The organism is Cryobacterium soli, assembly GCF_003611035.1.
GTDB classification, from domain to species: Bacteria; Actinomycetota; Actinomycetes; order Actinomycetales; family Microbacteriaceae; genus Cryobacterium; species Cryobacterium soli.
In genome coordinates this window covers 2397696-2414780 of sequence record NZ_CP030033.1, presented here as the reverse complement: position 1 = coordinate 2414780, position 17085 = coordinate 2397696, and the positions used below count along the sequence as shown (strand labels likewise).

The 17085-nt window shown below is 69.4% G+C and carries 15 protein-coding genes; 9 read left to right on the top strand and 6 right to left on the bottom strand.

Annotated features, from left to right (window positions below; translation table 11 throughout):
• Nucleotides 1-258 precede the first annotated feature (258 nt).
• Entirely contained in the window at nucleotides 259-888 is a 630-nt protein-coding gene (locus DOE79_RS11090) for a hypothetical protein (protein WP_120338538.1), read from the top strand.
• A 166-nt stretch (nucleotides 889-1054) separates the two neighbouring features.
• Here DOE79_RS11090 and DOE79_RS11085 read toward each other — a convergent pair whose 3' ends face one another.
• Together DOE79_RS11085 and DOE79_RS11080 are read right to left on the bottom strand one after the other, a co-directional pair.
• On the bottom strand, nucleotides 1055-1633 hold the full coding sequence (locus tag DOE79_RS11085) for a gluconokinase (protein ID WP_120338537.1): 579 nt from the start codon (nucleotides 1631-1633) through the stop codon (nucleotides 1055-1057).
• A 2-nt stretch (nucleotides 1634-1635) separates the two neighbouring features.
• Entirely contained in the window at nucleotides 1636-3030 is a 1395-nt protein-coding gene (locus DOE79_RS11080) for a GntP family permease (RefSeq protein ID WP_120340293.1), read from the bottom strand.
• A 253-nt stretch (nucleotides 3031-3283) separates the two neighbouring features.
• Between DOE79_RS11080 and DOE79_RS11075 the strand changes: the two genes are divergently transcribed.
• Entirely contained in the window at nucleotides 3284-4021 is a 738-nt protein-coding gene (locus tag DOE79_RS11075; RefSeq protein ID WP_120338536.1) for a FadR/GntR family transcriptional regulator, read from the top strand.
• 7 nt (nucleotides 4022-4028) lie between these two features.
• On the opposite strand, the gene DOE79_RS11070 is transcribed toward DOE79_RS11075, so the two are convergent.
• The gene (locus tag DOE79_RS11070; RefSeq protein WP_120338535.1) at nucleotides 4029-5315 is read right to left on the bottom strand and encodes an ATP-binding protein; all 1287 of its coding nucleotides are present in this window, start codon (nucleotides 5313-5315) and stop codon (nucleotides 4029-4031) included.
• Nucleotides 5316-5529: 214 nt separating this feature from the next.
• On the opposite strand from DOE79_RS11070, the gene DOE79_RS11065 reads away from it, so the two are divergent.
• The 6 genes from DOE79_RS11065 to DOE79_RS11040 all read left to right on the top strand — a co-directional run bounded on the left by DOE79_RS11065 (nucleotide 5530) and on the right by DOE79_RS11040 (nucleotide 11294).
• Nucleotides 5530-6306 carry a DUF1684 domain-containing protein gene (locus DOE79_RS11065; protein WP_120338534.1) on the top strand — a complete coding sequence of 259 codons (777 nt, stop codon included), beginning with the start codon at nucleotides 5530-5532 and terminating at the stop codon, nucleotides 6304-6306.
• An 86-nt stretch (nucleotides 6307-6392) separates the two neighbouring features.
• Nucleotides 6393-7889: an ABC transporter substrate-binding protein gene (locus tag DOE79_RS11060; RefSeq protein ID WP_120338533.1), complete on the top strand. Its 1497-nt coding sequence runs from the start codon at nucleotides 6393-6395 to the stop codon at nucleotides 7887-7889.
• 54 nt (nucleotides 7890-7943) lie between these two features.
• Complete coding sequence (locus DOE79_RS11055) at nucleotides 7944-8906, top strand: ABC transporter permease (protein WP_120338532.1); 963 nt, start codon at nucleotides 7944-7946, stop codon at nucleotides 8904-8906.
• A complete protein-coding gene (locus DOE79_RS11050; protein WP_120338531.1) occupies nucleotides 8903-9760 on the top strand; it encodes an ABC transporter permease in 858 nt (285 codons plus the stop codon). Before DOE79_RS11055 ends, DOE79_RS11050 begins: the two co-directional genes overlap by 4 nt.
• Nucleotides 9757-10548 (top strand): ABC transporter ATP-binding protein, encoded by a 792-nt coding sequence (locus DOE79_RS11045; RefSeq protein ID WP_120338530.1) that lies wholly within the window; start codon nucleotides 9757-9759, stop codon nucleotides 10546-10548. Before DOE79_RS11050 ends, DOE79_RS11045 begins: the two co-directional genes overlap by 4 nt.
• Nucleotides 10545-11294 (top strand): ABC transporter ATP-binding protein, encoded by a 750-nt coding sequence (locus DOE79_RS11040; RefSeq protein ID WP_120338529.1) that lies wholly within the window; start codon nucleotides 10545-10547, stop codon nucleotides 11292-11294. Before DOE79_RS11045 ends, DOE79_RS11040 begins: the two co-directional genes overlap by 4 nt.
• Nucleotides 11295-11480: 186 nt before the next feature.
• Here the strand turns inward: DOE79_RS11040 and DOE79_RS11035 are convergent, their stop codons facing one another.
• The 3 genes from DOE79_RS11035 to DOE79_RS11025 all read right to left on the bottom strand — a co-directional run bounded on the left by DOE79_RS11035 (nucleotide 11481) and on the right by DOE79_RS11025 (nucleotide 16435).
• On the bottom strand, nucleotides 11481-12503 hold the full coding sequence (locus DOE79_RS11035; protein WP_162942713.1) for a DsbA family protein: 1023 nt from the start codon (nucleotides 12501-12503) through the stop codon (nucleotides 11481-11483).
• A 36-nt stretch (nucleotides 12504-12539) separates the two neighbouring features.
• Nucleotides 12540-13766 carry an aminotransferase class V-fold PLP-dependent enzyme gene (locus DOE79_RS11030; protein WP_120338527.1) on the bottom strand — a complete coding sequence of 409 codons (1227 nt, stop codon included), beginning with the start codon at nucleotides 13764-13766 and terminating at the stop codon, nucleotides 12540-12542.
• A gap of 83 nt (nucleotides 13767-13849) precedes the next feature.
• Nucleotides 13850-16435, bottom strand: coding sequence for an excinuclease ABC subunit UvrA (locus DOE79_RS11025; RefSeq protein ID WP_162942712.1), 2586 nt, complete (start codon nucleotides 16433-16435; stop codon nucleotides 13850-13852).
• Between the two features lie 132 nt (nucleotides 16436-16567).
• Between DOE79_RS11025 and panD the strand changes: the two genes are divergently transcribed.
• A complete protein-coding gene (gene panD / locus DOE79_RS11020) occupies nucleotides 16568-16978 on the top strand; it encodes an aspartate 1-decarboxylase (protein ID WP_120338526.1) in 411 nt (136 codons plus the stop codon).
• The last annotated feature ends 107 nt before the right edge of the window (nucleotides 16979-17085 follow it).

Sequence of the window (17085 nt, the reverse complement as noted above, 5' to 3'; positions counted from 1 at the left end):
CCGCTCTCGCGAGCGGAGCGGCTCCGCGAACAGGTGGGGTGGTTTCGCGAGAGCGGTCATACGGTTGCCTCGTTGTGCTGTGGTGACCGTTTCGCCGCTCTCGCGAGCGGAGCGGCTCCGCGAACAGGTGGGGTGGTTTCGCGAGAGCGGTCATACGGTTGCCTCGTTGTGCTGTGGTGACCATTTCGCCGCTCTCGCGAATCGGGCGAAGGGGCGCCCGGCTAGGCTCGGAGACAGCACCTCGACCCTGGAGACCCTGTGGCCCACTCGTACCCGCTGTATGTGAATGTGCTGGCGCAGTGCTTCTGCTGCCAGTCGCTGCAGCCGTTCCATTTCACCTCGGCGACCGATCAGGTGGTGTGCGGCCACTGCCTGCGCCACCTCGGCGCCGAGAAGGCCGAGCAGCGCGACGCCGACCACATCAAGCTCTGGCTCGGGCAGTTCGCCGCCCAACAGGAGACCCTGCACGAGCTCGAGGCCACCAGCACCGCCACGATCGCCGAACGTGATGCCGAGATCGCCGCGCTCGCCGCGCAGGTGGCCGACCTCACCGGCATCGTGGCCGGTCGCTTCGACCGCGGCCCCGACGCCGGGCTACGCGGCCTGCTCGAGACCGAGGTGCTCAAGCGCGCCGAGCGCAAGGCCGAGCTGGGCCAGCGCCGCACGGATGCCGCGATGGCCGTGCTCTGGCAGATCGACCGGCTGCATACCGTGAACCCCGCCGACCCACAGCACTGCGGATGCGGCACGTCGGTCGCCGCCTGCCCCGAGACCCGGGCGCTGGGTCCGGTGCGCCAGGCGCTGGGCGACTGGGAGGCGAAGAACCTCAAGCTCCACGCCGCCGGCCAGCGCCACTCGCTGCCGGCCGGGCATCCCGCGCTGGCCTGACCCGAGCCGCCGCACCTCTGACGCTGCGCTCTACTGCCGCGCATCCGCTGCCGCCCGGCCGGCGCTCACTTCACGCGCAAACTGTTCCCGAAACGGACGATTGCGCCCGGCGTACCGGGCGCAATTGTCCGCAGCGGGACCAGATGCGGGAGGGAGGGCGCTCGCGTTAGACCGCGGGGCGCACGACCGAGGACTGGCCGGGGTCGCGGGCGCCGAAGCTCGAAGAGCCGGGGCTGGGCGTCAGGCCCAGGCGGCGGACGATCTCGGCGGCCTCCTCGGCGGGCTTGCGGCCCGCGTCAATGGTGATCGCGTTCTCGTCCGGGCCCGGCACCTCGAGCGTGGCCACCTGCGAGTCGAGCAGCGAGGTGGGCATGTAGTGGTCGTGCCGGGTGGCCAGGCGTCGTCCGATCAGGTCTTTCGATCCGGTCAGGTGCACGAAGATCACGTTGTGCTCCCGCAGCACGTCCCGGTAGCGACGCTTGAGCGCCGAGCAGGTGATGATGCCGGGCACGCCCGCCATGGTGTGCTCGATGATCCACGACGAGATCGTGTCGAGCCACGGGGCGCGGTCCTCGTCGTTGAGCGGCTCGCCGGAGGACATCTTGTCGATGTTCTCCTGGGGGTGCAGGTCATCGCCTTCCTCGAGGTCCCAGCCGAGCTGGCCGGCGAGGATGCCGGCGACGGTGGACTTGCCGGAGCCGGAGATGCCCATGATCACGAGCACGGGCTGCTGATTGTCATACATGGCTAGATCACAATGTTCAGGAGGAGGACACCGGCAAGGCCGGTCACGGAGATGAGGCATTCCATGACGGTCCAGGTCTTCAGGGTCTGCGGCACGCTCGTGCCCAGGTACTCCTTGACCAGCCAGAAGCCCGCGTCGTTGACGTGGGAGAGGAAGAGCGAACCGGCGCCGATGGCCAGAACCATGAGTGACACATCCGTGGCACCGAGGCTGGCGGCGACCGGCGCGAGGATGCCGGCGGCGGTCACCGTGGCGACGGTGGCCGAACCCGTGGCGACGCGCACGAGTGCGGCGACGACCCAGGCCAGGATCAGCACCGAGATGCTCGAGCCGTTCACTGCGTCGGCGATGACGGTTCCGATGCCGGTGTCGATGAGTACCTGCTTGAAGCCACCGCCGGCGCCGACGATGAGCAGGATGCCGGCGATCGGGGGAAGCGAGTCGGCGAGCGACTTCGAGACGGCCGCGCGGTCCATGCCGCCGCCGCGGCCGTAGACGATCATGGCGTAGATCACGGCGATGCCGAGGGCGATCATCGGGGTGCCGAGGAAGTCCAGGGCGGAGTTGAGCGGGTCGGTGGAGCCGGGGTTGATGGCGTCGGCGATCGAGCGGGCCAACATCAGTACGACGGGCAGCAGGATTCCCGAGATCGTGGCGAGGAAGCCGGGGCGCTTGACGTTCTCATCGAGGCCCTGGTCGGCTGCGGTGATGAACATCTCGGGCACCGGCACCTTGACCCAGCGGGCCGCGAACTTGCTGAACAGCGGGCCGGAGATGATGACGGTGGGGATGGCGATGAGCACGCCGATGGCCAGGGTGAGGCCGAGGTTGGCGTTCAGGGTGGTGACGGCGACGAGGGGCCCTGGATGCGGCGGTACGAGGCCGTGCATGACCGACAGGCCGGCCAGCGCCGGGATCGCGATGCGGATGAGCGACTGGCCGCTGCGGCGCGCGACGAGGATGATCACGGGGATGAGGAGCACCAGGCCGACCTCGAAGAACATCGGCAGCCCGATCAGTCCGCCGATGAGCGCCATGGTCCACGGCAGCGTGCGCACGCTCGACCGGGTCACCAGGGCGTCGACGATGCGGTCGGCTCCACCGGAGTCGGCCAGCAGCTTGCCGAACATGGCGCCGAAGCCCACGAGCACACCCACCCCGGCCATGGTGGCACCGAAGCCGGCGCCGAAGCTGGTGACCGCGGCGTTCGGGGCCATGCCCGCACCGACGCCCACACCGACGGCGCCGATGGACAGGGCCAGGAAGGGGTGCACCTTGAGCCAGGTGATCAGCACGATGATCACAGCGACGCCGATCACCGCCGCCAGGATGAGCTGGGTGGTACTCCCGGCCGGAACCACCGGTTCGACCGCCTGAATCGCACGGGTCACATTCATCTCGAAATCCGTTCCGAGGCCGCGTCCCTGCGACCCCTTCGTCATGTGCTGAGCACGTGGGTCCTGTCACGGCGCGTGATGCGGCATAGTGAAAGGAGAAACACGTGATCTGATTAATCTGATTAATCTGATTTATGAAGTGTTACACAACGGTGGCGACGTGGTCAAGGGCGTTTCCGGCAGGCTGCGATGACGCGGCCGGTGAAGAATCGGTGCGGCTTCGGCTCGTCCCGAGTGAGTAGAGGTGTGACGGATGGCTGCAGTGGGCGCCGAAACGTGGCGGGACCGGGGCTTGCACGCCCAGGTGGTGAACGCCCTCGGCCAGGAGATCGTCGACGGGGTGCATGCTCCCGGCGACATCCTCAACCTGGACCGGCTGAGCGAACGATTCACGGTGTCCCGGTCGGTGCTGCGGGAGGCGCTGCGGGTGTTGCAGTCGGTGGGGATGGTGGAGCCGCGCCAACGCGTGGGTACCCAGGTGCTGACGCGCGACCGGTGGGACCTCTTCAACCCGCAGATCATCCAGTGGCGCGGCCAGGGCGACTACTTCGCCCAGATGCGCGAGATGCTCGAACTGCGGCTGGGCATCGAACCGGTGGCCGCCCGGCTGAGCGCCCGGCTGATGACGCCCGCAGAACGCGCCGCCATCTCCCTGGCCGCCGCCGTGATGGTGGAGGCCGACACGGCCCAGGACGGCCGGCGGTACCTCGAGGCCGACGTGGAGTTCCACACCCTGATCCTGCAGGGCTCCGGCAACGCGGTGATGGGGCACTTCGCGGGTACCGTGGCGGCGCTGCTGCGCACCAGGGAGCAGGAGAAACGGTTCACGATCACCGAGTACACCCCGGCATCCGCGCACCGGCACAACGACCTGGCCGCCGCCATCGTCGCCGGCGACGAGGATGCCGCCTACCACTGGGCGTACGCCACCCTCGAGGCCACCCTCGCCGAGTTCGTGCAGGAGTCGGCCGGCTCCGCGACCGCGGGCTAGCCGGGAATCAGAGCCGCGCGAGCCGCTCGATGTCCTCGAGGAACTCGGCCGCGACCTGCGCCGACACCGTCATGCGGGTGCCGAGGATGGCGGCCAGGTAGTCCGCCGTGCCTGGCCCGCCCGGCGCCGACTCGGCCACACCGCGGGACAAGGCCTCCTCGAGCGCCTGCTGCGACGCCCGGCGGGCGGCGTACTCGATGTCGGCCGGCGAGAAACCGTCGCTGGCCGCCACCAACGCCGACAGGTCGACAGTGCCGGCGACCGCGGCCGGGATGTACCGTTCCCAGATGGCCTGCCGGGCGGCGGCATCCGGCAGCCCGATCGGCACGACGTAGTCGAACCGGCCGTGCCGCAGGAACGCCGAGTCGAGGGTGCGGATGAAGTTGGTGGCGCAGACCAGCAACCGCCCGGACTGTTCCCGGAAGGCGGGGATGAGCTTGAGCAGCTCGTTGGTCACGCCCTGCAGCGGGGAGGGCGGTTCGCCGCCGCGCTTGGCGGCGATCTCCTCGACCTCGTCGATGAAGACCACGACGTGGTCGAGCTCGCCGATCCGGTGGAACGTCTCGCGCAACGCCCCGGCGAGCCCCTGCGGGTCGGTGGCCAGCCTGGAGGGGAAGACCTCGACGAACGGCCAGTCCAGCCGGGAGGCGATGGCCTTGGCGAAGGTGGTCTTGCCGGTGCCGGGCGGGCCGAACAGCACCACGGCCTTGGGCGGCATGACGCCGTACCGGTCGGCCATCTCTGGTCTGGCCAGCGGCATCACCAGGCGCCGCTCGAGCAGCTCCTTCTCCCGCACCATGCCGCCAACGCCCGCCCACAGGTCCCGCGGCAGGAGGCGCCCGCCCAGATCGGCCAAAGCCCTGAGCTCCTGGCCCTGCACCGGAATGCGGCGCTCGAAGTAACTGAGGTGACTCTTCACCTCGAAGCCGCGGTTGAGGAACGCGTCGACCCTGGTGGCGGTCTCCGGCATCAGTGCCGAGAGCTTGGTGAGGCCGTGCGGCGCCATCCGTTGTTCCAGGGCGGCCAGCAGGGCCGAGCCGATCCCACGGCTCTGCCATGGCCCGGTCGTGGCGAGGAACACGATCCAGCCCTGGGCGTGGGCGGCCCGGCCCACCGCGGCGCCGACCACTTCGTCGCCGTGCACCGCCACCACGGCGTCGTCCTTCTGGCAGGAGGCGAGCACCTCGGACAACGCATACACGTGATCGGTGCGGGCGGCGCTGATCTCCTCCCACAGCCGAAGGATGCCGTCCAGGTCGTCGGCGTGGAAGTCCCGGATGCGCCACTCGTTCACTCGGTGCCCCTTCACAGCTGTGGACGGGCGCCGGTGTCCCGTCTGGAAGCACTGTGCGTCATCGTGCCGGGGAGCGCAAGCGGCGCGGCAGGCCGGTGGGTGGGCCGGTCAGCAACCGATTCGGAATATTCCGGCACCGTTTGCGACTTTCACCAGTCATGCGGCGACACACGATTGTGCCCCGCCGCCCGCGCTACCAGAAAATGAGATTGCCATGACCGTGCCCTCCTCAGCCGCCCCGAACAGCGAAGCCCTCCTCGCCGCCCTGCTGCGCTGGCATGCGGCCAGGCGCCGCGCCGTGACCGCCGCGACGGGCAATCTCGCGCTCATCGAAACCCGCTGGCTGCCCGCCGGAGCCGACCCCGCCGAGGCTTTCGCCCTGGCCACAGCCGAGGCGCCCGCCACCGTGACCGTGACCGCCCTCACCCGCCGGAACCTCGACACCGGTGAACCGGAGCACGGGCTTCGGCTCTGGGACTCAGCCTCGCCCGCGGTGCAGGCCTTCGATGCCATCACGGCCTTCGACTACAACCCCGACTGGGTGATCGAGGCGCAGTTCACGCCCGTCGCGGCGGAACGCACGATCCCGTTCGAGCACATCCGTGACAACGGCGGCAGCCGCCAGCTGCCGGTGCCCGGCGACATCACCTTCAGCCGCGACGGCGTCGACTACTCGCTGAGCGCTTTCGACGACGACGGCACCCTGCTGCTGGTCTTCGGCGACGCGACGAACCGGCAGACCGGCGACACCGCCACGTACTCGTCGGGTCGCTTCCTCTTCGTGCGCCGGCCCGAGACGGCCGACGGTCTGGGCTTCGGTGACGCCGGACCGGTCACGCTGGACTTCAACCGGGCCTTCGTGCCGCCCTGCGGCTTCTCGGTGCAGTACAACTGTCCGCTGCCGCCGGCGCAGAACCGCTTCACCGGGCCCATCGAGGCAGGCGAGCGCGAGGTCGTCTTCGGCGGCGACTTCGACATCTACGCCCTCTAACCCGATCTGCCGGCGCCAAGCCCGCAACTCCTCCCCACACGTCACACCCCGCACACAGCACCCCGCACACAGCACCCAGGAGCACCATGAAAAAGAACATCGCGTTCGTCGCGCTCGGCCTCGCAACCACCCTGTTGCTGGCCGGCTGCGCCAGCGGCGCCGACTCGTCGACCGCATCCGCCGGCGACGCGACGATCGAAATCGGATCGCTCTACGAGCCGCAGAACCTGAGCAACTTCGGCGGCGGCGGCCAGGGCGTCACCGAGGCGTTCAACGGCAACGTCTATGAGGGCCTCTACAAGCTCACCGACGACGGCAGCGTCGCGCCCCTGCTCGCCGCGAGCAACACCGTGAGCGACGACGGCCTCACCTACACCTTCACGCTGCAGGACGGCGTGACCTTCCACTCGGGCAAGGCGCTCACCTCCGCCGACGTGAAGGCCAGCATCGACGCCGTGCTCGCCGACGACTCGCAGTCCGCGCGCAAGAGCAGCTTCGGCGCGATCACGAGCATCGAGACGCCGGATGATGCAACGGTGGTCGTGACGCTCGCCGAGCGCTCGATCTCCTTCATCTACAACCTCAGCTACGTCTGGATCATCAACGCCGACGCCACCGACCTCGAGAGCACCGAGGACGGCACCGGCCCGTACACGCTGGGGGACTGGAAGCGCGGCAGCTCGCTGAGCCTGACCCGTTTCGACGGCTACTGGGGAGATGCGGCCGCGAACAGCGAGGTGGTGTTCAACTACTTCACCGACGCCACCGCGCTGAGCAACGCGCTGCTCACCGGCGAGGTCGACATCGTCACGAGCGTGCAGAGCCCGGACGCGCTCAGCCAGTTCACCGACAATGCCGATTACGTCGTCAGCGACGGCGACTCCACCACCAAGGAGATCCTGGTCTTCAACGACCGCGTCGCCCCGTTCGACAACGTGGACGTGCGGAAGGCGCTCTACTCGGCCATCGACACCAAGAAGCTGTTGAACTCGATCTGGGGTGACTACGGCACCCTGATCGGTTCGATGGTGCCCCCGACCGACCCCTGGTACGAGGACCTCACGCAGGTGAACCCCTACGACCCCGACCTGGCCAAGCAGCTGCTGGCCTCTGGCGGACAGCCGGACGGCTTCGAGTTCACCCTGGACACCCCCAGCTACGACCCGCACCCCGTGGTCGCCGAGTTCGTCAAGAGCGAGCTGGCCAAGGTCGGCGTGACCGTGAACATCAACACCATCAGCGCCGACGAGTGGTACACCAAGGTCTACAAGGCCCAGGACTTCACCGCGACGCTGCAGGAACACGTCAACGACCGCGACGTGGTCTGGTACGGCAACCCCGACTTCTACTGGGGCTACAACAACCCGCAGGTGACCCAGTGGGTCGCCGAGGCCGAGGCGTCCACCACCACGGATGAGCAGACCGCCAAGCTCAAGCTCGTCAATGAGCAGATCGCGCAGGATGCCGCGAGCGTCTGGCTGTACCTCTACCCGCAGATCGTCGTGGCGGCGAGCGATGTGAGCGGATACCCGGTCAACGGGCTCAACTCGCAGTTCTTCGTCTACGACATCGCCCTGAACTAACCGGTACCAACCGGCACGGCTGGCCCCCTTCGCGGGGGCTAGCCTTGAGGTCGCATGATTTCCTACCTATTGCGCCGGAGCGCCTTCCTCCTGGTGTCTTTCGTCATCGCCATGGTGGCCATCTTCGTGCTGCTGAGGCTGCTGCCGGGGGATCCCTCGAATGCTCTGCTCTCGGTCACCGCCACGCCGGATCAGATCGCGGCCGCGCAGGCCCAGGTGGGCGCCGACCGCCCGGTGCTCGAACAGTTCGCGACCTGGTTCGGCCAGCTCGCCCGCTTCGACCTCGGTGAGTCGTTCATCAGCTCGCTGCCCGTGGGCCCGGAGATCTCGGCGCGCCTCGCGGTCACGGTGCCGCTCACCCTGCTGGCCTTCGCGCTGGCCCTGGTGATCTCGCTGGTGGCCGGCTTCGTCGCCGCCACCAGGGCCGACCGTTGGTACGGCATCCTCATCTCCGGTATCTCGCAGCTCGGCGTGGCCGTGCCCGTGTTCTGGGTGGGCATCTTGCTGGTGAGCGTGTTCTCGGTGGGCCTGCGCTGGCTACCCTCCGGCGGGTTCCCCCGGGACGACTGGGCCGATCCGGCCGATGCGCTGCGGTCGCTGGCCCTGCCCGTGATCACGGTGGCCGTGGTGATGAGCGCCTCGCTCACCCGGTACGTGCGGTCGGCGACGCTCGACGTGCTCGGCAGCGACTACCTGCGCTCGGCCCGCGCCCAGGGCTCCGGCCGCGGTGAGGCGCTCTGGCGGCACGGGCTGCGCAACGGCGCCGTGCCGGTGATTGCGATCCTCGGCATCGAGCTGGCCACGACGTTCCTCGGCGCCGTGGTGGTGGAGAGCGTCTTCAGCCTGCCGGGCCTGGGCAGCATGCTGCTCAAGGCGATCCAGCAGCACGACTACCCGAACATCCAGGGCGTGCTCTTCGTGAGCACCCTCGTGGTGCTCGTCATCGGCTTCCTCGGTGACGTGGCGCAGCGACTGGTCGACCCGCGCCTGCGCGTGAGCATTTCGGGTAACCGATGAGCGCCCCCGTGCTGGCCGAGTCCAGCGTCGTCGCCCCGCGCCGGAGTCGTTCCTGGACCCTCGGGGTGGGGCTGGTGCTCGTGGGCGTGGTCGTGGCGATCGCCCTGCTCTCCCTGGTCTGGCTGCCGTACGCCCCGGCGGACACGACCGGGAGCCGGCTGGAGGGCGCCAACCCTGCGCACTGGCTCGGCACCGACAAGCTCGGCCGGGATCTCGCGACCCAGCTCATGATCGGCGCCCGCATCGCCCTGGTGGTGGGCCTGGGCGCCGTCGCCGTCGGCGCCCTGCTGGGTGTCACGATCGGCCTGCTCGCCGCGTTCGCGGCGGACTGGCTCGACGACACCATCTCGGCCGCTCTCGACGTGGTGATCGCCTTCCCGGTGCTGCTGCTGGCGATGCTCATCGTGGCCGCGCAGGGCGCCTCGCTCGTCTCCGTGATCGTCGCGATCGGCCTGGCGATGTCGGCCGTGGTGGCCCGGCTCACCCGGGTGCTCACCAAGCGGGTGCTCGCCGAGCAGTACGTCACGGCGGCCCGCACCTCGGGCACCCGCTGGCCCGGCATCGTGCTCCGGCACATCCTGCCCAACATCTGGCCGACCCTGAGCGTGAACCTCGCCCTGCAGTTCGGGGTGGCGGTGCTCGCCGAGGCCAGTCTGTCGTACCTGGGGCTCGGCGCCCCGCCGCCCAACGCCTCCTGGGGCCGGCTGCTGCAGGAGGCCCAGGGAACCGTCGTGACCGCCCCGCTCGGCGCCGTGGCTCCGGGCATCGCCCTGATCATGCTCGTGATCGGCGTCAACTTCATCGCCGACGGCCTGCGCGACGTCGCCGACCCCTCCCGACGGGACAGCCGATGACCCTGCTCTCTGTGACGAATCTCGGCGTGCGCACCTCCACGGGCCGCGTCCTCGTGCACGACCTCAGCTTCGACCTGGCCGCCGGCGCCCGCCTGGGGCTCATCGGCGAATCCGGCTCCGGCAAGTCGGTGACCTCGCTGGCCGTGACCGGGCTGCTCGCCCCGGGTCTCACGGCCAGCGGCAGTGTTCGACTGGACGGGGTAGAGGTCGTGGGAGCCGCTGAACGCACGCTCGTCCCGCTTCGCGGCCGGGTGGCCTCCGTCGTGTTCCAGGAGCCGCTCACCGCGCTCGACCCGTTGATGCGCATCGGCCGGCAGGTGGCCGAACCCCTCCGGAGGCACCGTGGTCTGACCGGCAGCGCCCTCCGCGCGGGCGTCGCCGAGGCGCTCGCCGAGGTGAGCCTCGACGACGGGCGCCTCAGCCGCGCCTACCCGCACGAGATCTCCGGCGGTCAGCGGCAACGGGCGGCCATCGCGATCGCCCTGGCCAGCCGCCCGCAGCTGCTCATCGCCGACGAACCGACCACGGCACTGGATGTGACGGTTCAGTCGCAGGTGCTGCGCCTCCTCGGTGACCTCGTCGAGGCGCGTGGCATGGCGTTGCTGTTCATCAGCCACGACCTCGCGGTGGTCTCGGCGATGACCACCGACGTCATTGTCATGTCGGCGGGCAGCGCCGTGGAACGCGGGGCGATCGGGGACCTGTTGCGGGCACCGCAGCATCCGTACACCGCCGAACTCGTGCGGAGCGCCCGGTCGCTGGACGAGATGCTGGGGGAGCGCGCATGATCCTGGAACTGCGCAATGTCTCCTACCGGTACCGGGCGGGCGCGCTCGCCCTCGACGACGTGTCGATCGGCGTGGCCGCAGGGCAGAGTGTGGGCCTGGTCGGCGAATCGGGCAGCGGCAAGTCCACCATCGTGCGGCTCATGCTCGCGCTGGCCCGGCCCACCACAGGGTCGGTGCTCTTCGAGGGGCAGCCGATCGCGCCGGCGTCGATCCGGCGGTTCCGGGCCGCCGTGCAGACCGTGTTCCAGGACCCGTATTCGTCGCTGGACCCCCGCCAGAACATCGAGAGCATCGTGGCCGAACCGCTGCGCTCACTCGGGCTGGCCCGCGGTGACAAGGCGCGGGCGCAGGTGACGGCGGCGCTCGCCGCGGTGGGGCTGCCCGCCGATGTGCTCGGCCGGTACCCGCACGAGTTCTCCGGCGGCCAACGGCAGCGCATCGCCATCGCCAGGGCCACCGTGTGCCACCCGCGACTGCTGCTCGCGGACGAGCCGGTGAGTGCGCTCGACGTGACCACGCGCATCCAGGTGATCGACCTGCTCGCCGAGCTGCGGGCCTCCACGGGCTTGGCCATCCTGATGGTCTCGCACGACCTCAGCGCCATCGCGGCGCTGTGCGAGCAGACCGTGGTGCTCAACCAGGGCCGGGTGGTGGAGTCCGGGCCGACCGCGAGCATCCTGACCGCGCCCCGCGAGGACTACACCCGGCGCCTCGTCGCGGCCGTGCCGCGCCTGCCAGCCCCCTGACCCGAACGCGAGTCGACCTCGACGACGCCCTGCGCGTTGGTCGAGCCTGTCGGGACCTCGTGAGTCGACGACCGGATGCAGCGTGCGTCTTGAGTTCGGGTCAGGGGGCTGGCAGGCTCGACCAGCGGCTGCGCTCGACCAGCGGCTGCGCTCGACCAGCGGCTGCGCTCGACCGGCGGCCGGGGGTCAGCGCAGGCCGTCGACCGAGACCAGGCCGTCGTGGCGCCGGCCGTCGAAGATGATCGTGGGAATCTTGATGGTCGCGATCTTCTCTTCCACGAGCGTCTTGTTGGCGTCGATGATGTCGGTCACCTTGTCCGAGCCGGCCTCGGCCACGACCACGTCGATCTGGTCGGCGCTCAGGCCGAACTCGTCGAGCCAGCCCACCAGGGTGGAGGTGGCCTCCTTGGCATCCATGGAGTTGATCGCACCCTGCCAGGGCAGGCCGGCATCCGTCTTCTCGGTGAAGATGCGCTTGAGCATCTGCCAGTCGACAGGGGTGTCGGCGCCGTCCAGCGGGTGCAGCCGCAGGGCCTCGAGGTACTGCGTCACGAGCAGCGAGTTGGGGAACTTGTAGCCGTCGGTGCCCTTGATCGGGTACGCGATGTAGGTGAGGTTGTGGGTGGACTCGAAGCCGGACTCCTCGATGTTCGCGAAGAGCGCCTTGCAGAAGGTGCAGCCCGGGTCGATGACCTCGACGGCGATCGGGTTGGCGGCATCCTCGGTGAGGTAGGTGGCGTTGGCCGGCAGGTAGTCCTCTGAGGTCCAGTTCTGGAGGCGGGCCGGAATGGCCGCGAAGGTCTCGCCGAGGCTGGCGAACTCGTTGCCGAAGGCGCCGACCACATCGAACGCACCCAGTGACTCCATGAAGCCGGGGGTCTCGTCGGGGATCGAGCAAGCTTCGGCGCCCAGCGTGCAGGATGCCGAATCCTGCTTGTTGCAGGTGCCGTAGACGTAGAGGTTGACGGCGCTCTTGACCACTGTGTAGCCAGACCAGATGGTGGTGAGCAGAACCAGCACGGCGAGGATCTCCAGGCCGATGCTGGCCGGCTTCACCAGGCCGGGCCGACGAGCGGCGACCGGGGCGAGCAGGTGATCCTTGATGTCCTGCTTGAAGGTGGTGTCGCAGGGCCGGAAGGTGACCTTCCGCCACGTGCAGTTCCAGGCCTTACCGACGTAGCGCCGGTACCGCGCCGAGAAGGCGGCCATAATGACCAGGATGATGAATGCCGCGATGCAGAACACTTAGGAGAGGCCTTTCATCAGCCGAGTGAGGGCCCCGGTGGCGGAGTCGATGTCCGCCTCCGTCGAGTGCAGGCCGAGGGAGAACCGCAGCAGCGGCGGGAGGCCGAGCTGCTCCTTGAGGTGGTGGTGCGCACAGAAATAGCCGCTGCGCACCATGATCTGGGAGTGCGAGAGGAACACCGCGAGCCGGTGCGAGTCATGCGCAGGCGCGTAGACGCTGATCACCGGGCTGGGCACGTCGTTCAGCAGGGTGAGCCCTGGGACCGCGGCGAGACCGTCGAAGAGTCGGGTGGAGAGGCCGCTGATGTGCTCGGCGGGGTTGAGACCGCCGGGGCGGATGCCGCCGAGCCACTCGATCGCCCGGCCGAGCGCGATGATCTCGCCCCACGCCTGCAGGCCCGGTTCGAGCAGCGCCGCAGGGTCACCCTGCACGAGGTCGAAGTCCTCTTCGCGCACGTCCTGCACCATGCCGCCGCCCACGAAGGTGAGCTCGAGCGAGGCCAGCAGCTCGTGCCGGGCCACGACGACGCCGAGACTCGCGCCGTACATCTTGTGTGCGGAGAAGCAGAGTGCATCCGCGTCGGTCTTCTGCAGCAGCGCCCGCGCATGCCCCATGGCCTGCGCGGCGTCGACGATGACGATGCCGCCGCGGGCGTGGGTGTCGCGCACCAGGTCGCTGAGGTTGGTGAGTTGCCGGCCGTCGATGTTGGACGCCGCGTTGACGACCACGACGGCCTTCTCGAGCTGCGCCGGCTCGTAGATCAGGGCGCCGTCGGCGGCGCGATCCAGCACCAGGCGTTCAACGCCCAGCCGGCGGGCGGCCGTGATGGTGGGCAGGAACACCGAGTTGTGCTCGATGTGGCTGGTCACGACGCGGTCGAAACGCCCCAGCGGAAGCTGCTGCAACAGCAGATTGAGGCCGTAGGTGGTGTTGAGCGTGAACGAGACGGCGTGGTTCCTGGCCGAGAGTCCAAGCAGGCCGAGGACCGCCTTGCGGGTGTCGGCCACCTGGGCGTCAACCTTCTGTCCCCAGGCGTACTTCACGCGTCCGCCGCAGGCGTTGTAGCTCGTGTAGTAGTCGGTGAGGGCGTCGATGACGCTCTGCGGCCGGAGGCTCTGGCAGGCGGCATCGAGATAGACCTCGCCCGGCTGCAGATAGCCGAAGTCGCCGGTGCGGCTCGTCTCGAGCGGGCCGGGCGAGCGGCGGAACAGCGTGCTGCGCTTCATTTTCTCAACTCCCGGCTCAGCTTAGAATTGCCGCCGAACCGGGAGTGGGGACCAAAGTCCCGTTTGACCGGGTGAGACGCCCTTTACACAGCTAGCTCCAAGCGTCGGGCGAGGTACGGGGCAGTGCGGCTGTGCGGATGCGCCGCCACGGTGGCCGGGGTGCCCTCGGCCACGATGCGCCCGCCCGCAGTACCGCCGGACGGCCCCAGGTCGATGACCCAGTCAGCGGCGGCCACCACGCCCATGTCGTGCTCCACCACGACCACGGTGTTGCCGGCGTCGACGAGCCGGCCGAGCTGTGTCATCAGGAGGTCCACATCGGCTGGATGCAACCCGGTGGTGGGTTCGTCAAGCAGGTACAGCGTGTGCCCGCGGCGGGCGCGCTGCAGTTCGGTGGCCAGCTTGATGCGTTGCGCTTCGCCGCCGGAGAGCTCGGTGGCGGGCTGGCCGAGCCGCAGGTAGCCCAGGCCCACCTCGCGCAGGGTCTCCAGGCTGCGGGAGGCGCTGGGCACGTCGGCGAGAAAGGCTGCGGCGGCATCCACCGTGAGGCCGAGCACATCCGCGACGGACTTGCCGTTGTAGTGCACCGCGAGGGTCTCGGCGTTGTACCGGGAGCCGCCGCATGCGGGGCATGGCGCGTAGCTGCCGGGCAGGAAGAGCAGCTCGACGGCGACGAAGCCCTCGCCCAGGCAGGTGTCGCAGCGACCGCCGGCCACGTTGAAGGAGAACCGGCTCGCGGTGAACCCGGCCGATTTAGCCGCCGCTGTGGCCGCGAAGGTGGCGCGCACGGCGTCGAAGAGGCCCGTGTAGGTGGCCAGGTTGGACCGCGGGGTCCGGCCGATGGGCTTCTGGTCCACGCGCACCAGCCGGTCGATGGCGCCGGCTCCGGTGACGGCGTCGACGATCGTGGTGGCCCGGTCGGTGCCGGCCTCGTCCTCGTCGGTCGCCTCGTCGTCGTCGGCATCGACCGCGGCAGCGCCCGCGGGCACGGCGTCGACAGAGCCTTGGCGGAGCTCCCGGCCCACGGCATCCGCGAGCACCTTGCTGACCAGGGTCGACTTGCCCGACCCTGAGACCCCGGTGACGGCCGTGAGTACGCCCAGGGGCACCTGAACGTCGAGATCGACAAGGTTATGTCGGGTGACGCCGGTCAGGCCCAGCCAGGCGGCAGCCTCGCGCGGTGCCGGCGGCGCCTCGCTCGGGCTCGTCGGGAACAGGTAGCCGCGGGTGACCGAGGTCTCGACCTCGGCCAGGCCGCCGACCGGCCCGCTGTAGAGCACCTCGCCGCCGCCGTCGCCGGCTCGCGGCCCCACGTCCACGAGCCAGTCGGCGCGGCGCACGACATCCATATTGTGCTCGACCACGAAGACCGAATTGCCGGATGCCTTGAGCTGTTCGAGCACCAGCAGCAGCGGCTCGGCGTCGGCGGGGTGCAGGCCGGCGGAGGGTTCGTCGAGTACGTAGATCACGCCGAACAGGCCGCTGCGCAGCTGGGTGGCGATGCGCAGGCGCTGCATCTCGCCCGGGGAGAGGGTGGGGGTGGCGCGGCCCAGGCTGAGGTAGCCGAGCCCGAGATCGATGAGCACCGTCAGCCGGCGCACCAGGTCGCCGGCCACGGTGACGGCCACCTCGGTGACCTCGCCGGACTGGATGGAGCGGTGTGAGCTGGCTGCATCGGTGAGTTCCGCTGTCGGGCGGAGGACGTCGGCGAGCTCGCTGAGGGTGAGGGCGTTGAGCTCGTTGATCGGTCGACCGGCGAACGTCACCGCGAGGGCTTCGGCCCGCAGGCCGCTGCCGCCACAGAGTTCGCACGGGCCGGTCTGCACGAAGGCGAGCACCCGCTGGCGCATCTGGGCGCTCTTCGAGTCGGCCAGGGTATGCATCACGTAGCTCTTCGCGCTCCAGAACCGGCCCTTGTAGGGCTTGGCCACCCTGTCGCGCTGCGGGGTGACCTCCACAACGGGCTGCTCCTCCGTGTAGAGCAGCCAGTCGCGGTCCTCCGGGCTGAGCGACGCCCAGGGCACGTCGATGTCGTAGCCCAGCCCCGCGGTCACGTCACGCAGGTTCTTGCCCTGCCAGGCGCCGGGCCAGGCCGCGATCGCGCCGTCACGGATGCTCAGGCTCGCGTCGGGCACCAGCAGCGACTCGGTCACGGTGTGCGAGATGCCCAGACCGTGGCACACCGGGCAGGCACCGGTAGCCGTATTGGGCGAGAACGCGTCGGAGTCCAGGCGCAGGTCGGACCCGGCCGGGTAGGTGCCGGCGCGGGAGTACAGCATCCGCATCGAGTTGGACAGTGTGGTGACCGTGCCGACGCTGGAGCGTGAACTGGGCGACCCCCGGCGCTGCTGCAGCGCGACGGCGGGCGGTAGCCCGGTGATGAGGTCGACGTGCGGGGTGTGGCCCTGCTGGATCAGGCGCCGCGCGTAGGGCGCCACGGACTCGAAGAAACGACGCTGGGCCTCGGCGAAGATGGTGCCGAAGGCGAGCGAGGACTTGCCGGAGCCGGAGACGCCCGTGAAGGCGACGATGGCGTCGCGGGGGACGTCGACGTCGACGTCGCGCAGGTTGTTCTCCCGCGCGCCGCGTACGCGCACGAAGCCGTCGGAGCCGGGGTGATCGGCGGAGCTGGCGGGGTTGGCCGGAATGGTCTCGGGAGAGTAAGGCATTCGATCAACTTTAGTTCGACCCCCTGACAGAGGCCCGGGGAAGCCTCCGGGTCGGCGCCCGTGGCCTGCGCCCGACGTCCCCCGCACGGAGGGCGTATCGTGGAGAGGTTGATCCGGAAAGGCCCCGCTCCCATGCGCCGCACCATGTTCAAGTCCAAGATCCACCGCGCCACAGTGACGCACTCCGCCCTGCACTACGTCGGGTCGCTGACGGTCGACCTCGACCTGCTGGATGCCGCCGACCTGCTTCCCGGCGAACTCGTCAGCATCGTGAACGTCAACAATGGCGCGCGCTTCGAGACCTATCTGATCGCGGGCGAACGCGGTAGCGGTGTGATCGGCGTCAACGGGGCTGCGGCACGGATGGCGCACGAGGGCGATCTGGTCATCATCATCTCCTACGCCCAGATGGGCGACAAGAAGGCCAGGGCATATGTGCCCACGGTCGTGCACGTGGATGCCCAGAATCACATCATCGCCATCGGAAGCGACCCGGCTGAAGCGCTCGGCGAAGACCTGCAGCGGCCGCCGTCGGCAGTCTGAGCCTTCGTTCCCGCACGCCCTGAGACTCCGGGCCGCGCTGAAGATAAAGTCCTGTCTAAAGCCGTTTTCCTACGCCAGAATACTTATCCACAATGTGCAGATCCAAC

What these genes read in the sequence shown, in the direction of transcription:
- DOE79_RS11085 (WP_120338537.1), bottom strand. Translation starts at nt 1,633, where the DNA reads ATGTATGACAATCAGCAGCCCGTGCTCGTGATCATGGGCATCTCCGGC.
- DOE79_RS11080 (WP_120340293.1), bottom strand. Translation starts at nt 3,030, where the DNA reads ATGAATGTGACCCGTGCGATTCAGGCGGTCGAACCGGTGGTTCCGGCC.
- DOE79_RS11075 (WP_120338536.1), top strand. Translation starts at nt 3,284, where the DNA reads ATGGCTGCAGTGGGCGCCGAAACGTGGCGGGACCGGGGCTTGCACGCC.
- DOE79_RS11065 (WP_120338534.1), top strand. Translation starts at nt 5,530, where the DNA reads ATGACCGTGCCCTCCTCAGCCGCCCCGAACAGCGAAGCCCTCCTCGCC.
- DOE79_RS11060 (WP_120338533.1), top strand. Translation starts at nt 6,393, where the DNA reads ATGAAAAAGAACATCGCGTTCGTCGCGCTCGGCCTCGCAACCACCCTG.
- DOE79_RS11055 (WP_120338532.1), top strand. Translation starts at nt 7,944, where the DNA reads ATGATTTCCTACCTATTGCGCCGGAGCGCCTTCCTCCTGGTGTCTTTC.
- DOE79_RS11050 (WP_120338531.1), top strand. Translation starts at nt 8,903, where the DNA reads ATGAGCGCCCCCGTGCTGGCCGAGTCCAGCGTCGTCGCCCCGCGCCGG.
- DOE79_RS11045 (WP_120338530.1), top strand. Translation starts at nt 9,757, where the DNA reads ATGACCCTGCTCTCTGTGACGAATCTCGGCGTGCGCACCTCCACGGGC.
- DOE79_RS11040 (WP_120338529.1), top strand. Translation starts at nt 10,545, where the DNA reads ATGATCCTGGAACTGCGCAATGTCTCCTACCGGTACCGGGCGGGCGCG.
- DOE79_RS11035 (WP_162942713.1), bottom strand. Translation starts at nt 12,503, where the DNA reads ATGGCCGCCTTCTCGGCGCGGTACCGGCGCTACGTCGGTAAGGCCTGG.
- DOE79_RS11030 (WP_120338527.1), bottom strand. Translation starts at nt 13,766, where the DNA reads ATGAAGCGCAGCACGCTGTTCCGCCGCTCGCCCGGCCCGCTCGAGACG.
- DOE79_RS11025 (WP_162942712.1), bottom strand. Translation starts at nt 16,435, where the DNA reads ATGCCTTACTCTCCCGAGACCATTCCGGCCAACCCCGCCAGCTCCGCC.
- panD (WP_120338526.1), top strand. Translation starts at nt 16,568, where the DNA reads ATGCGCCGCACCATGTTCAAGTCCAAGATCCACCGCGCCACAGTGACG.